This window comes from Marinobacter fuscus (genome assembly GCF_003007675.1).
In the GTDB taxonomy this organism is placed as follows: Bacteria; Pseudomonadota; Gammaproteobacteria; order Pseudomonadales; family Oleiphilaceae; genus Marinobacter; species Marinobacter fuscus.
This window is the reverse complement of the sequence record NZ_PXNP01000076.1, coordinates 54,991-69,669: the sequence shown is the minus strand read 5'-3', so window position 1 is coordinate 69,669 and position 14,679 is coordinate 54,991. Positions and strand designations below refer to the sequence as shown.

The window sequence follows — 14,679 nt, the reverse complement described above, 5'->3', positions numbered from 1 at the left end:
GGCCGTTAGTGGGACTTCCGGACGCGCAGATACCATTCGGCAAGCAAGCGCACCTGTTTCTCGGTGTACCCACGGTCAACCATGCGTTCCACAAATTGCTTGTGCTTCTTCTGATCTTCCTGGCTGGCTTTCGGGTTGAAGGAAATCACCGGCAGCAGATCTTCGGTGTTCGAGAACATCTTCTTCTCGATGACACTGCGCAGCTTTTCATAGCTGAGCCAGGAGGGATTCTTGCCTCCGTTGTTGGCCCGGGCCCGCAACACGAAGTTGACCACCTCGTTGCGGAAGTCTTTCGGGTTGGAGATGCCCGCAGGTTTCTCGATCTTCTCCAGCTCGTCGTTGATGGACGAACGGTCAAGGATCTCACCGGTTTCCGGATCCCGGTATTCCTGATCCTGAATCCAGAAGTCGGCATAGGTTACGTAGCGATCGAACAGGTTCTGGCCGTATTCGCTGTAGCTCTCCAGATAGGCGGTCTGAATTTCCTTGCCAATGAACTGCACATAGTGCGGGGCCAGGTATTCCTTGATGAACCGCAGGTAGCGCTCCTGGATTTCGGTCTGGAACTGTTCCTGCTCAATCTGCTTTTCCAGCACATACAGCAGATGCACCGGGTTGGCGGCGATTTCGGTGGTGTCGAAGTTGAACACCTTGGACAAAATCTTGAACGCGAAACGGGTCGACAGGCCGTCCATGCCCTCCATCACCCCGGCGGCATCCCGGTATTCCTGGATGGATTTGGCCTTGGGGTCGGTGTCCTTGATGTTCTGGCCGTCATAGACCTTCATTTTCGAGAAGATGCTGGAGTTCTCCGGTTCCTTGATGCGCGACAGCACCGAGAACTGGGCCAGCATATCCAGGGTGTCCGGCGCGCAGGGGGCGCCGGTCAGGGAGCTGTTCTTGAGCAGCTTGCGGTAGATTTCGATTTCTTCGGTGATCCGCACGCAGTAGGGCACCTTGACGATGTAGACCCGGTCAAGGAAGGCTTCGTTGTGCTTGTTGTTGCGGAAGGTCTGCCACTCCGACTCGTTGGAGTGGGCAAGAATCACCCCGTCGAAGGGCACTGAGCCCATGCCTTCGGTAGTGTTGTAGTTGCCTTCCTGGGTGGCGGTTAGCAAGGGGTGCAGAACCTTGATCGGCGCCTTGAACATCTCGACGAATTCCAGCAGGCCCTGGTTGGCTTTACACAGGCCACCACTGAAGCTGTAGGCGTCCGGGTCGTCCTGGGAGAAGTCCTCCAGCATCCGGATGTTCACCTTGCCCACCAGGGCGGAGATGTCCTGGTTGTTGTCGTCGCCGGGTTCGGTTTTCGACACACCGATCTGATCCAGCACCGAGGGGTAGCGTTTTACTACCCGGAACTGGCTGATATCGCCGCCGAATTCGTGCAAACGCTTGACCGCCCAGGGCGACATGATGTTTTTCAGGTAGCGGTTGGGAATGCCGTATTCTTCTTCCAGAATCGGCGCGTCTTCGGCCGGATCGAACAGCCCCAGCGGGCTTTCATTCACCGGTGAACCCTTGATGGCGTAAAAGGGCACCTTCTGCATCAGCGCCTTGAGCTTTTCAGCGAGTGAGGATTTACCACCGCCGACCGGGCCAAGCAAATAGAGAATCTGTTTCTTTTCTTCCAGGCCCTGAGCCGCATGGCGGAAGAAAGACACGATGTTTTCCACGGCGTCTTCCATGCCGTAGAACTCGTCGAATTCCGGGTAACGTTTGATGACCTTATTGGAAAAGATGCGTGACAGGCGGGGGTCACGGGAGGTGTCGATCAGTTCGGGTTCGCCGATAGCAATCAGCATGCGCTCGGCGGCGGTGGCGTACGCTGTTGGGTCTTGTTTGCAGATCTCCAGGTATTCTTCAAGAGAATACTCCTCTTCCTGAAACTGGTCATACCGGTTCTTGAAGTGCTGCAGAATGCTCATAGATAGCCCCTCGCTGACTCTTACCTGTTATAAAATCACACACGTTCCCCGTTGATCTCTCGCCGCCTTTCCCGGCGGTGTATCTGGTTGCTGGTTAAATTGGGATGTTTCTGAGCAGGTATACGTTAACCGGTTGCATCCGGCCTGCTTAATTTTGAGCTTAGTTCAGACTCTAAGGCTTGGACAGTCGGCGGGCGATTTAGGTTCATTAAATTGTGTTAGGCGGCGGAGCCTGGCGGGCCCCGCCGGAGAGATTATTTTTTCCGTAGAATGAAGACACTCTCTGATGCGCCGTTGCGCAGGCCTTTGCGTTTGGCGAAGGGGTTGTCACGGGCCATGTCTCGTTTGACCACGTGGTTGATGTCGTAATCTTCGCCGTAAAGCTCAAACACTTCCTGATCGCTCACGTTAAACGGCGGGCCCTGCATTTCTGTACTGTCGTAGTCGAGGGTAATCAGTAGGATGCGTGTGTCATCGGGGATGACTGCAGTCAGGTGATCCACGTAACCCTTGCGCATGGCCGGGGGCAGGGCAATCAGCGCCGCTCGGTCATACACCAGCCGGGTGTGCTTCAGGTCGTCCGGTGCAAGCTGGAAAAAGTCACCGCACCAGAGTTGCAGTTCATGGTGGCGGAATACCGTGAAAGGTTCGCCCGGCTGCACCTGGGCTTTTTCCTGTGCTTCTTCGAAAAAGTCTTTGCAGGCAATGCTGCTCAATTCCACGCCAATGACCGGATGGCCCCGGTCGTGCAGCCACCACATATCCTGGGCTTTGCCACACAGGGGCACAAACACAGCGTCGGTGCCCTGGCCAGCCAGTTCCGGCCAGTGATCGTGCAGATATTGGTTCACCGAGCCCTCGTGAAAGCCGATTTGGTCTTTTGCCCAGCGTTCGTGCCAGAATTCGTGTTCCATGGGTAGCCTCCCGGAGATTGATCGTTTTCTTCAGTCTACCTTAATCTGTGGGGTCGATGAGTCAGGAGAAAAGTATGAAAGCCGTTTTTCTGGATGCTGCAACACTGGGTGAGGATGTGGATCTGAGCCCCATTGAAAACATCACCGGCGGACTGACCTGCCACCCGCGCACCAAGCCGGATCAGGTGATTCAACGGATTCGGGGCTTTGATACGGTGCTGGTGAACAAGGTGGTGCTGAACCGCGAACATTTTGAAGCCTGCCCGGAACTGAAAACCATCGCGGTGGTGGCAACTGGCCTCAATAACATCGATCTGGAGGCGGCCAAGGCCCACGACATCAAGGTAATGAACGTCACCAATTATGGCCGTTCCACCGTTGCCCAGCACACCATGGCACTCATCCTGACACTGGCCACCCGGCTGCTGGATTACAACCGGGATGCCCGCAATGGCCAGTGGGCCAAAAGCGATATGTTCTGCCTGATGGACTACCCGATTATGGAGCTGGAAGGCAAAACGCTGGGCATTGTCGGCTACGGCGATCTGGGCCAGGGTGTCGCGGAACGGGCCAAAGCGTTTGGCATGAACATCGTGCTTGGCTGCCGGCCCGGCCAAGAGCCCGGAGAAGTGGACGGCTATCCTCGAGTTCCGCTGGATGACCTGTTGATGCAGGCTGATGTGCTATCACTGCACTGCCTGCTGAAAGAAGAAACCCGCAACATGATTGGTGCCCGGGAACTGGGTTTAATGAAGTCTTCGGCACTGCTGATCAACACCAGCCGGGGTGGCTTGGTCGATGAATCGGCGTTGGCTGATGCCTTGCGGAATGGTGATATTGCCGGCGCGGGCTTTGATGTGCTGACCGAAGAGCCTCCCCGCAATGGCAACCCTCTGCTGGCAGACGCTATTCCCAACCTGATTCTCACCCCGCACTCGGCCTGGGCCAGCCGCGAGGCCAGACAACGGATTGTTGAGATTACGGCGCGGAATCTGGCATCGGGTGCCTGAGAATTGCTCGACTTCGCCAGGGGGATAGCGATACGCCCCTGGCCTACGCCCCGAAAAGTTGGCCGTGGTATGACGTGATCATTGACGCTCTTTGCTTACATGTTCGGAACGCCGAATAACAAGAAAAGGGCAACATGCAATGATCCGAACCATTCTGGCTGTTCTGCTGTCTTTCAGTGTGTTTTCACCTCTGGCTTCTGCCTTTGAACGTGGCGAGTTGCTCATCTGGATAAATGCCGACAAGGGCTTTAATGGCCTTGCGGAGGTGGGTAGACGGTTTGAGCAGGAAACTGGCATTCCTGTCACTGTAGAGACTCCCGAAGATCTGACCACTCTCTACGATCACTATGGGTTCACGGCACGGGCCCCGGACATCATTATCTGGCCCCATGACCGTTTTGGTAGCTGGATCAACGAAGGTCATTTGGAGCCCGTCGTTCCCTCTCCCCATGTGCGAGAGGTTATTGCGCCGTTCGCCTGGCAGTCGGTCTCTGTTGGCGAACGGGTCTATGGCTATCCCATTGCCATGGAGGTGGTCAGCTTGTTGTACAACAAGGATCTGGTCAGTACACCACCGAACACGCTGGCGGAGGTTGCTGAGCTGGATCGTGAGCTGCGTGCCCGGGGGGGCCGTGCCATTGCCTGGGATTATCTGAATGTGTACTTCTCCTGGCCAATCTTTGCCGGTTCTGGTGGCTACAGTTTTGGCACCAGGGACTTTGTTTACGACCTGAGTGATGTGGGCGTAGCGACCGATGGCGCGATCGAAGCCGTGGCCGGAATCCGCATGTTGCTTGAGCAAGGGGTGCTGAATCAGGGCGAGGATTATGGTTCCATGATGAATGGGTTCAAGGCAGGCGAGGTGGCGATGATTATAAACGGTCCCTGGGCCTGGAGTGAGTTGCGGGATACGGGTATCAGGGTAGGTATCGCTGATGTCCCTACGGTAGACGGTTCACCGGGGCGGCCGTTTGTGGGTGTGTTGGCGGCTGGTATCAGCGCGGTATCCACCAACAAGGAGATCGCCCGCCAGTTTCTGGAAGACTACCTGCTGACAGAAGACGGACTCCATGCGGTCAACAGCGATAAACCCCTGGGCGCCGTGGCCCATCTTGATGTTGTAGAAAGCCTGAGTGCAGACCCGTTCATAGATCACACCTTCCGCTCCGCGCGTAAGGGAGAGATCATGCCTAACATCCCCGAAATGAAACGGTTCTGGGATCTGATGACCCATCGCTTTACCAGCATGCTGACGGAAGACGCGCCAATTCGGCCCACGCTGACCAATGCTGCTACCCGGTTGCAGCGCCTGGACGACATGCGGGGCTGGACACGCCGGCATTACGTGACGAACTGAGTGAGCTTGCTATGGCATTCCCCCGATTTGAGTTGACCATCCGTTCCCGGGTAATCCTGTTATTTACCCTCCTGATCGGACTGTCCGTTGCGTCGTCGGCCCTGGTTCATCAGCGGATCGCCGGCATTGGCGACAGCGTTGACCGGCAGGCTCGCGGCATTGCCGGCCAAACAGTCGCTATTGATGAGCAGTCCGACCTGATTGACCAGCAACGGGCGCTGGGCAAGCTGTCGGAACGTGTTACCGTCGCCCAGCAGCATATGGGAGCGATGCAGTACTGGTATTTCCACGCCGCCCTGAATGCGGACATGGAGTCTCTGGAGAAAGCCCAGGCTGCCTCTGAACAGTTGGTGGGCGAGCTGACCGCCATGGCTGCTGCCGATAGCAGCCTGCAGGCGAAGATCGCGGAAATGACGGAAACCGTGGAGCAGTACCGCACGCTTGGCGAGAAAATGTTCGAGTTCTTTGAGAAATCCATGATGCTGATGGGGCGCTCGATGGCGGAGGCCGCGCGAGAGCAAGCGGTCAGTCTCACCGCTCGTCTTAACGATATCCGAAGCGGGTACCAGCAACGCGAGACGGTGCTCACCGAGGGTGTGCTGGACGCGGTGGAGACTGTGAGGCAGGCCAGTGACCAGGTCGCCCTGAGCGGTGGCGCTATCCGACGTGAAATCGATCAGGCCGGAACCGTCAGCCTGGCAATGGCTGGCGTGCTTGTCATCTCGGCCCTGTTGCTGGGCACGCTGTTCCTGCGCTCCCTGCTAAAACCGGTTCGCAGGCTGGGACAACGCATTGAGGAAATACAGGCCGACAATGACCTGCGTGGCAGCCTGGAATACCGCAAAAACGATGAACTGAGCGTGATTACGCGCGCGTTTGACCAGATGCTGGCTCGATTCGGTGGCTTGATTGGTCAAGTGGCCACGTCTACCAGCGAACTGGGAAATATGGCGGCCCGTGGCCGGGAGAGCAGCCAGAGCCTAGCCGACCAGGTGGGGCGTCAGCATGAGGAAACCAGCCTGGTGGCCACGGCAGCCAACGAAGTCACCGCCACGGCAGAGGAAGTTCGTACCAGTGCCAATCATGCGGCTCGCCTTGCCGATGAGGTGGGTGGACTGACCCACAGTGGCGGCCAGTCGGCGAGCGAAGCGGTTGCTGCCATGGCACGGCTGGACACGCGAGTGGAAGCCGTGGCCGAAACCATTGCCGGGCTGGCCCGCCAGAGCCAGTCTATCGGCCAGGTCGTGGATGTGATCCGGGGAATCTCCGAGAAAACCAACCTGCTGGCGCTGAATGCTGCGATCGAAGCGGCCCGGGCCGGCGAAATGGGGCGGGGATTTGCCATTGTGGCTGACGAAGTGCGGGGCCTGGCGAGTCAGACCGCCAATTCCACCGGCCAGATTGACGACCTGGTGTCGTCACTTCAGGCCCAGGCTCGTGACGCCGTGGAGGCGGTAAAGGCCGGGCAGGAGGAGAGCCGTGCAACGGTCCAGCGCATTCAGCAGTGCAGCGAGAGCCTTGGGCTGATCGACGAAAAGGCGGAAGAGATGCGCCTGCTTAACCAGCAGGTGGCCCAGGCTGCATCGGAGCAGAGCGATGCCGTCAGTAAGATCGATGAAAACCTGATCAATCTCAAAAGCCAAATTGAGGATATTTCCGACAATGCCCGCAATACGGGAAGCATGACCGATTCCCTGGCGACCCTGAGCGAGGTCTTGAGCGGGAATATCAGCCAATTCCGATACTGAGCCGAAACCGCTAGTAAAAGCCACACAATGCGCCATACTTTGTTGTGATTTGGTATCTGACTGATAATCTGTACAAAACACTGGCAAACAGGACGTTGTGTGGCTTCATTCCAATTCAAAGAACGGCTTCAGAATGCGGAAACCTGGATTCTCGCCAACCCCAATCCACCGCAACACTGGCCATGGACCTGGCTGTACAAAACCGGACGGACCGCCTACGCGCTGGTGCGGGATATTATCAGCGGCAACCTGACGCTTCACGCCATGAGCCTGGTGTACACCACGCTGCTGAGTATTGTGCCGCTGCTGGCGCTGAGCTTTTCCGTGCTCAAGGCGCTGGGTGTGCATCAGCGCATGGAACCCTTCCTGTACCAGTTCTTCCAGCCCATGGGCCCTCAGGGTGTGGAGGTGGCTGAGCGTATTCTGGGCTTTGTGGACAACATAAAAGTGGGTGTTCTGGGTTCGCTGGGCCTGGCGCTGCTGGTGTATACCGTGATTTCCCTGGTCCAGAAAATCGAGCGCTCGTTCAACATGATCTGGCGGGTGCCGGAAATGCGTTCCATGGCCCAGCGTTTCAGTAACTATCTGAGTGTGATTATGGTGGGGCCGCTGCTGATGGTGTCTGCCATCGGCGCGACGGCCACTATCTTTGCCTCCGACTTTGCCCAGAAACTGATGGCGGTTGAGCCCTTTGGTTCACTGATTGTGCTGGCCAGCCGGTTTACTCCGTTCTTTCTGGTGGTGGGCGCCTTTACCTTTGTCTACATTTTCATCCCGAATACCCGGGTGAAGCTGCGCTATGCTTTTATTGCCGGGTTGGTGGCCGGTGTGTCCTGGCAGGCAGGTGGAATGCTGTTCGCCTCCTTTGTAGCAGGCTCTGCCAAGTATGCGGCCATTTACTCGGGGTTTGCGGTGGGCATCATCCTGCTGATCTGGACGTACCTTAACTGGATGATTCTGCTGCTGGGGGCCAGCCTGGCTTTCTATCTGCAGAATCCAGGGGCCGTCGCCAAGCGCCAGAGCGTGGAACTGGCGCCGGAGTTGCAGGAGCGGGTGGGGCTTGCCTTGATGTGGATGGTGGCCAGCCCGTTCAGCCGAGGCGAACCGGCCCCCCAACAAGAGTCTCTGGAACAGCAGTTGCGGGTGCCCGGAGAGGTAACTCGACGAATCAGTGACAAGCTGATTCGTGCCGGGCTGCTGCACCTGGCGGGTGGAAGTGGTGATCGCCTGGTGCCCGGCCGTGCGCTGAATCTGATCACTGTGGGCAGTGTGCTCAGGGCTGTGCGCCGGGATGATGATCGGGTGGTTGATCGTATACCAGCTCACTCCCTGCCGGATGAGCTGGTGAATCTGGTGCCCGGTGGCGACGATATCCGGTTTTCAGACCTGTTACAGCAGGCTCCGCCGCTTGGCCCGGAACCCAAAAACTGAACACTGGCGTTACGCTTTGGCCGGGCCGCCATCCTCCAGAGCACGGTTCAAAGTGCCGCGAACACGTTCAAGCTGCTCTGGCTCCAGATAAACAATGCGGGCAAGATCTTCAGTAGCCAGATTCCGCTGTCGGGCGTGCCGCAGCATTTCCCGGGTGCCGATCAGCAGGCCTTTGGTCAGTGCCCGATGGCTCTTTCGTGGTGTAGGTCGCTCGGCAGCCATGAGCCAGGCGTGGTATTTCGGAGGCAGCCCCCAGACATTGGCCAGCAACTGGCAGGTGGCCCACTGGTAGCGTGCCAAGGCAATGCGCAAGAGCGCGGGCTCCGGTTCATGCCCCCGGTTGTCGGCCCGACAGATCCGGTCCATCTCCCGGCGAATGGTCATGTAGGCAAGAGCGGGCAGCAGCCCTACGATAAAGTGACCACTGCTGTCTTGCCGATGGATCTGGGCGACCAGTTCCGAGGCCCAGGCGCAGGTGAGGCCCCAGCGCCACGAACGTTGTGCGAACAGGGCTTCGCGGCTGTTGCGGGCGGCCATCATTGGCCGCATCAGGGCGGCAGCAACGACTTTGCGGATACCATCCACGCCCAGGACAAAGACCGCCTGGTCTACCGACTCAATGAGGTGATCACCCAGGCGAAAGTAGGGGCTGTTGGCGACCTTCAGCAACTGGTCTGTCAGAGAGGGGTCGCTGAGAATAATCCGGCTGAGTTCTTTGCGTTCAGTGCTTTCGTTAGCGAGCGCGCGCATCAGCTGGGGCAGGCTTCCAGGCCTTCTGGGCAGTTCTTCCATGGTGTTTTCCACCAGGCGGCGTTCCAGCTCGGCAAGGTGCTGTTCGGCTTTTTCCGGGTTCTTTCTGAGGCTTGCGGGCTGAACATCGAGCAGCCAGCAGAACAGATGGTCTTCAAGCTGGGCAACAAGTTCCGCTTGCTGGCTTTGTTCCCCATCGGGCGAGGAATGGCTGGGGTTAAACAGGCGGGTTTCCGAGGCGGGTTGAGGCGTCGGTGCGTTGCGGCTGAACAGGCCTGATATCCACGAGAAAAAACCAGGCATCCATTGCCTCCGAATGGTATGTATTTATCGGTTACGTGTACCAGAGCCAGTATAGTTGTGTAAAGAGGCCATTCCCAGCCCCTGTTTTTCAATAAAACGCCTCACCGAATACAAACACCAGCTGAAAAATACCCGCCGCCAGGCCGAGAAACGCGCCTACCAGAATCAGCTTGATTTCGTCTTCCTGAAAGCAGGGACGAAGCAGATCCTGAAACTCCTCGGAAGACAGAGTGGACATACGCTCTACCATAATCGCCTCTACAGAGCGTGCCCGGTCTTTTTCAAACACCGGGTTATTGAATGAAGTACGAGACAGCTCCAGGGCCTTTTCGCCTACTTGCTGGCGAAGTGCGGCGAACCCGGTTGGCCCGAAAGCGACCTGGGTGATTGCCTTGCCCATACCTGCAGTTTCATCCACCAGGGGTTTAATGTGCATTTTCACCATGCTACGTGCGCGATCCCCCTGGGGGCCTTCCATGATCGCATTGATGATGTTGCCAACAGTGAGGATTTCGTGGGTGACGATATGGCAGAAAGATTCTGCCACCTCAGGCTGGCGTTTGAGAAACAGTCCCTGAATGCGCAGCGGGCCGACTTTACGTTCGCGCAGCGGGCGAAAAATCACATTCAGCGCAATCCAGTTAGTGGCCCAGCCCACCAGAAGCCCGAACAGCGGCAGCACCCATATGGCGGGGTACAGGTACCAGACCAATGTCTGTATCAGCCCGAAGAGAAACCCGAAGTAGAAACCGGAGTTGATGATAAAACGGAACTCAACGTGGCCGCATTCGAGAAATATCCGGTTTAACAGCTTTTTATCACGGCTCAGTTGCTCAATGACCATGCCTTTGATATCGAGCAGTTCTTCGATGTTCTCGGCGATGTCGTCTACCAGGTTATCCACCCGTTGCGGTGTTGATCTGCGAACCCGCTCGTACACCATGCGCCGGGCAGACGCCGGTAAGTTTTCCCAGAATGTGGGGTATTCCTTTAGCATGAGTTCGTCGACATATTCCTCCACCCGCGGGTTTACCGTGTAGATAATGTGGGCGGCCAGAACTTTCGGATCTATCTGTTCGAAGATTTCCTGCACGGTGCCAATCTTGGCAATGGTAGCATCCACGCTGATGGCTGCCATTTTCCGGGCCTTGGACGGAATAATGCCCTGCCAGCCCAACAGCGGTGGTTTGCCGATGAACTCCAAGGGATAAAAGGTCATTTTGATGGCGAGCCAGTTGGTGCTCCAGCCAATCAGTGCCGCGATCACCGGTATGCTGAGGTATTGCCAAAATGCAGGATTGGTCAACAGGTCTTTCATGGCTTGGCACTTTTTTAATATTTTTGGGCCTTGAAGAATGGGAAGCCCAGGGAAAACAGTCAATGACCACAACGCCAAAGCGTGACCCGCACCCGGGCCACCCAGGCGTCATTCGCCGATGTCGCCCCACAGCCACTGACACAGGGCAATGGCGGCCACCGGTGCCGTTTCAGTGCGAAGTACCCGAGGGCCGAGGGCAACCGGCAGAAAGCCCCGGGCTTCGGCCTGAGTGATTTCGTCGGCCGTCAAACCGCCTTCCGGGCCGATCATAAGGGCAACGCTGGCAGGTTTGTTGAGGGTGTTGAGAGAGTGTTCAGTGCGGTGATGTAACACCAGCCGGAGATCGTAGTCGCTGGCATGGTCAAGCCATTCCTCAAGCGTCATGATCGGCAGGATATCCGGTACCCGGGCCCGGCCACACTGTTCTGCCGCACTGATGGCGACCTGCTGCCAGTGGCGCAGGCGCTTGTCTTCCCGGTCGCCCTTGAGCTTTACGTCGCAGCGTTCGGTGGTCAGGGGTACAATGCGGGTCACCCCCATTTCCACTGCTTTCTGTACCGCGTAATCCATACGATCGCCCTTGGACAAGGTCTGTGCCAGGACAATGTTCAGCGGGGATTCCGTGTTGTTAGCGCTGGCCTCGGTAACCTCTACCAGCACCTGCTTTTTTCCAGCCTCCGTGATCACGGCGTTGTAGTCGTGGCCGTCACCATTAAACAGCACCAGCGACTGGCCCGCCTGCATTCTCAGCACCCGGCCAACATGATTGGCGGCATTTTCGTCCAGTTGGCACTGGCGGCCTGTCGCCAGCGGGCTATGGGTATGGATACGGGGAATTCTCATACTGGGAGCTCTAGTCCTTGACGGCAACTTCTATGCCCTCGGTAGCAACCTGGGCAAGATGCCGGATTTGTTCTTCGGTAATGACATACGGAGGCATAAAATACACCACATTGCCAAGCGGGCGTAGCAGAGCCTGTCGGGTCAGAGAATGCTTGTATACCTTGATACCACGGCGTTCCTGCCAGGGGAACGGGGTTTTTCCGGCTTTGCTCTTCACCATTTCGATGGCCATGGTCATGCCATGCTGGCGGATATCACCTACGTTTGGGTGATCGGCCAGGTGGGCCACGGAATCGGCCATGCAGCGGGCCAGCTGCCGATTGTTCTCCACCACGTTTTCATCCCGGAAAATATCCAGCGTTGCCAGGGCAACGGCACAGCCGATGGGATTACCGGTATAGCTGTGGCTGTGCAGGAAGGCCCGCAGGGTTTCGTAGTCGTCGTAGAAGGCGTTATACACATCGTCGGTGGTTAATACCACCGACAACGGTAAATAGCCCGCCGTCAGCCCTTTCGATAAGCACATGAAATCTGGCGTAATGTCAGACTGCTCGCAGGCAAACAGAGTACCCGTGCGGCCAAAGCCCACCGCAATCTCATCGGCAATCAGGTGTACGCCATAGCGGGTGCAGGCTTCGCGCAGTTTGGTGTGATAGATCGGGTGGTGCATGCGCATACCCCCGGCACACTGGATCAGCGGCTCCACCACCACGGCACAGATTTCATCGTGTTTCTCGGCCAGCAGTGCGTCCATGGCTTCGAACTGGCGCAGCGCGTATTCCTCGTCGGTTTCACCAGCCTCTTTGTTGTAGGCGTCTGGTGAAGGGGCGGTAAGCACTTCCATCAGCAGGGGCTGGTAGGTGTCTTTGTAGAGGGCGACGTCACCCAGCGCCAGCGCGCCCAGGGTTTCGCCGTGGTAGCTGTTGCTGAGGTTAACGAAGTTTTTCTTGTTCGGCTTGCCGTGGTTTTTCCAGTAGTGGTAGCTCATCTTCAGGGCCGCCTCGATGGCCGAGGAGCCGTTATCGGCGTAGAAGCATTTGTTCAGGCCTTCCGGCGTAACTTCAATCAGCCGCTCGGACAGGTTAACCACTGGCTCGTGGCAAAAGCCCGCCAGAATGACATGCTCTAACTGGCTAATCTGTTCCTGAATGGCGGCGTTAATGCGCGGATTGGCATGGCCAAACAGGTTCACCCACCAGGAGCTCACGGCATCAATGTAGCGGTTGCCCTCGAAGTCTTCCAGCCACACGCCTTCGCCCCGTTTGATGGGAATAAGCGGCAGGGATTCGTGATCTTTCATCTGGGTACAGGGGTGCCATACGGATTTCAGGTCGCGGGCGACAAGATCGGCATTGCGCATAAGAATGCTCCGTCCGGAGGGAAGGGAAATGAGTTGTTAACCTTGTTGAATTTTACAGTTAACGGCACTGGCTGGCCAGCGTGCAGGAGCGCTTGCTTTTCGGGCCGCGAACGCGCGTGATGGTGAGTGCCCGGGCGAACCGCCGCGTGTTCCGGGTGCCCGGGAATGCGGTATGAAATCAGCTGGCAGCATCCCTTGCGGGGGTGTTGCCAACTGAGAGCTTCGTTTCAGATATCGGTTAGTGCGCCAGTACCCGAGACAGGAACGCCTGAGTACGCTCATTCTGGGGGTTGTCGAAGACATCGTCAGGCTTGCCTTCTTCCACAATCTGGCCTTCGTGGATGTAGATCACCCGATCTGCCACTTCCCGGGCGAAGCCCATTTCGTGGGTGACCACCATCATGGTCATGCCTTCTTTAGCCAGCTCCCGCATAACATCCAGCACTTCACCGATCATTTCCGGATCCAGCGCAGAGGTGGGTTCATCGAACAGCATCAGCTTGGGCTCCATGGCCAGGGCCCGGGCGATCGCTACCCGCTGCTGCTGGCCGCCAGACAGTTGGGTGGGGAACTTATCGGCCTGATTGCCGATGCCTACCCGCTCCAGAAGACGTTCGGCCGTTGCTTTTGCCACCACTTCCGAGGTGTTTTTCACCTTCATGGGGGCGAGCATGATGTTTTTGCGCACGGTCAGGTGCGGAAACAGATTGAACTGCTGGAACACCATGCCGACTTCCTTGCGGATCTCCGCCAGGCTCTTCTGGTTGCCGCCTTTGGGTGCCAGCCCGAAGCCGTCGACTTCCAGCGCACCACGCTCGTACTCTTCGAGGCCGTTGACACAACGGATCAGGGTGGATTTTCCGGAGCCACTGGCGCCGATGATCACCACCACTTCGCCTTGCTCGACGGTCAGGTCAATATCTTTCAGGACATGCAGCTTGCCGAAGTACTTGTTCATGCCCTTTATTTTTACAATCTGGCTCATTCCGGGCTCCTTCAGGCAGAGGCGACACCACGGCGCTCAAGCAGCCGCAGGATCAGGGACAGTGACAGGGTAATGGCCAGGTACATGATGGCCACCACGAAATAGACCTCGAACGCGGTGAAGGTGTTGGCAATGTACACCTGGCCCTGGCGAACCAGTTCGCCCACGCCGATGACCGAGAACAGTGAGGTGTCTTTGATGCTGACAATGCCCTGGTTGCCCAGAGGTGGAATCATCCGCCGGAAGGCCTGGGGCCAGATAATCGACCAGAAGGTCTGGGTGCGTGACAGCCCCAGTGACAGGCCGGCTTCGCTCTGGCCTTTATCGATGGACTGAACGCCACCACGAACCACTTCCGAGATGTAGGCGCCGGAGTTCAGGGCGATCGCGGCAATACCAGCGGTAATCGGATCGATGGGGCCGCCTATCAGGTCGGGCAGACCGTAGAAGATAAACAGCACCTGAACCAGAATGGGGGTGCCGCGGAAAATCTCGATATAGGCAGTAGCGGGCCAGCGCAAGTACCACTTTTTATTGATGCTCAGCAGGCCGAAGATGATCCCGAGTACAAACCCGATCACCAGACCGCCAAAGGAGATCATCAGGGTGTAGGGTATACCTTTCGCAAGGTAGGGAATGGAATTAATGGCTGCCTGCCAGTCAAACTGAAACTGGGAATCCACAGTGTTGTTTCTCCGATGAGTTGGGAGGAAGCGGCTGCGGCATTGTGTG

General features: G+C 57.3%; 12 protein-coding genes. 4 read left to right on the top strand and 8 right to left on the bottom strand.

Annotated elements, in window-relative coordinates:
- Window positions 1-5 precede the first annotated feature (5 nt).
- Both C7H09_RS09880 and tmpT read right to left on the bottom strand, forming a co-directional pair.
- Window positions 6-1,928 (bottom strand): PrkA family serine protein kinase, encoded by a 1,923-nt coding sequence (locus tag C7H09_RS09880; RefSeq protein WP_106762358.1) that lies wholly within the window; start codon window positions 1,926-1,928, stop codon window positions 6-8.
- Window positions 1,929-2,182: 254 nt separating this feature from the next.
- Window positions 2,183-2,842: a thiopurine S-methyltransferase gene (gene tmpT / locus C7H09_RS09875; RefSeq protein ID WP_106762357.1), complete on the bottom strand. Its 660-nt coding sequence runs from the start codon at window positions 2,840-2,842 to the stop codon at window positions 2,183-2,185.
- A gap of 74 nt (window positions 2,843-2,916) precedes the next feature.
- Here tmpT and C7H09_RS09870 point away from each other — a divergent pair, with 74 nt between their 5' ends.
- From C7H09_RS09870 to C7H09_RS09855, 4 genes are all read left to right on the top strand, one after another.
- Window positions 2,917-3,852: a D-2-hydroxyacid dehydrogenase gene (locus C7H09_RS09870; RefSeq protein WP_106762356.1), complete on the top strand. Its 936-nt coding sequence runs from the start codon at window positions 2,917-2,919 to the stop codon at window positions 3,850-3,852.
- Window positions 3,853-3,991: 139 nt separating this feature from the next.
- Window positions 3,992-5,209 carry a maltose/maltodextrin ABC transporter substrate-binding protein MalE gene (gene malE, locus C7H09_RS09865; RefSeq protein WP_106762355.1) on the top strand — a complete coding sequence of 406 codons (1,218 nt, stop codon included), beginning with the start codon at window positions 3,992-3,994 and terminating at the stop codon, window positions 5,207-5,209.
- A gap of 11 nt (window positions 5,210-5,220) precedes the next feature.
- Window positions 5,221-6,957, top strand: a complete 1,737-nt coding sequence (locus C7H09_RS09860; RefSeq protein ID WP_106762354.1) for a methyl-accepting chemotaxis protein — start codon at window positions 5,221-5,223, stop codon at window positions 6,955-6,957.
- Window positions 6,958-7,056: 99 nt separating this feature from the next.
- Window positions 7,057-8,388 carry a YihY/virulence factor BrkB family protein gene (locus C7H09_RS09855; protein WP_106762353.1) on the top strand — a complete coding sequence of 444 codons (1,332 nt, stop codon included), beginning with the start codon at window positions 7,057-7,059 and terminating at the stop codon, window positions 8,386-8,388.
- A 9-nt stretch (window positions 8,389-8,397) separates the two neighbouring features.
- Here C7H09_RS09855 and C7H09_RS09850 read toward each other — a convergent pair whose 3' ends face one another.
- The 6 genes from C7H09_RS09850 to C7H09_RS09825 form a co-directional block, all read right to left on the bottom strand.
- Window positions 8,398-9,441 (bottom strand): HDOD domain-containing protein, encoded by a 1,044-nt coding sequence (locus C7H09_RS09850; RefSeq protein WP_106762352.1) that lies wholly within the window; start codon window positions 9,439-9,441, stop codon window positions 8,398-8,400.
- Between the two features lie 88 nt (window positions 9,442-9,529).
- Complete coding sequence (locus C7H09_RS09845) at window positions 9,530-10,759, bottom strand: DUF445 domain-containing protein (RefSeq protein ID WP_106762351.1); 1,230 nt, start codon at window positions 10,757-10,759, stop codon at window positions 9,530-9,532.
- A 108-nt stretch (window positions 10,760-10,867) separates the two neighbouring features.
- Window positions 10,868-11,602: a 16S rRNA (uracil(1498)-N(3))-methyltransferase gene (locus tag C7H09_RS09840; protein WP_106762350.1), complete on the bottom strand. Its 735-nt coding sequence runs from the start codon at window positions 11,600-11,602 to the stop codon at window positions 10,868-10,870.
- A gap of 10 nt (window positions 11,603-11,612) precedes the next feature.
- Window positions 11,613-12,962: an adenosylmethionine--8-amino-7-oxononanoate transaminase gene (locus C7H09_RS09835; protein WP_106762349.1), complete on the bottom strand. Its 1,350-nt coding sequence runs from the start codon at window positions 12,960-12,962 to the stop codon at window positions 11,613-11,615.
- Between the two features lie 238 nt (window positions 12,963-13,200).
- Entirely contained in the window at window positions 13,201-13,947 is a 747-nt protein-coding gene (locus tag C7H09_RS09830; RefSeq protein ID WP_106762348.1) for an amino acid ABC transporter ATP-binding protein, read from the bottom strand.
- An 11-nt stretch (window positions 13,948-13,958) separates the two neighbouring features.
- Complete coding sequence (locus C7H09_RS09825) at window positions 13,959-14,630, bottom strand: amino acid ABC transporter permease (RefSeq protein ID WP_106762347.1); 672 nt, start codon at window positions 14,628-14,630, stop codon at window positions 13,959-13,961.
- Window positions 14,631-14,679 lie beyond the last annotated feature (49 nt).

Bases quoted from the DNA above. Each gene is read 5' to 3' on its own strand.
- tmpT (WP_106762357.1), bottom strand. From the start codon at position 2,842: ATGGAACACGAATTCTGGCACGAACGCTGGGCAAAAGACCAAATCGGC.
- C7H09_RS09845 (WP_106762351.1), bottom strand. From the start codon at position 10,759: ATGAAAGACCTGTTGACCAATCCTGCATTTTGGCAATACCTCAGCATA.
- malE (WP_106762355.1), top strand. From the start codon at position 3,992: ATGATCCGAACCATTCTGGCTGTTCTGCTGTCTTTCAGTGTGTTTTCA.
- C7H09_RS09850 (WP_106762352.1), bottom strand. From the start codon at position 9,441: ATGCCTGGTTTTTTCTCGTGGATATCAGGCCTGTTCAGCCGCAACGCA.
- C7H09_RS09880 (WP_106762358.1), bottom strand. From the start codon at position 1,928: ATGAGCATTCTGCAGCACTTCAAGAACCGGTATGACCAGTTTCAGGAA.
- C7H09_RS09830 (WP_106762348.1), bottom strand. From the start codon at position 13,947: ATGAGCCAGATTGTAAAAATAAAGGGCATGAACAAGTACTTCGGCAAG.
- C7H09_RS09870 (WP_106762356.1), top strand. From the start codon at position 2,917: ATGAAAGCCGTTTTTCTGGATGCTGCAACACTGGGTGAGGATGTGGAT.
- C7H09_RS09835 (WP_106762349.1), bottom strand. From the start codon at position 12,962: ATGCGCAATGCCGATCTTGTCGCCCGCGACCTGAAATCCGTATGGCAC.
- C7H09_RS09860 (WP_106762354.1), top strand. From the start codon at position 5,221: ATGGCATTCCCCCGATTTGAGTTGACCATCCGTTCCCGGGTAATCCTG.
- C7H09_RS09840 (WP_106762350.1), bottom strand. From the start codon at position 11,602: ATGAGAATTCCCCGTATCCATACCCATAGCCCGCTGGCGACAGGCCGC.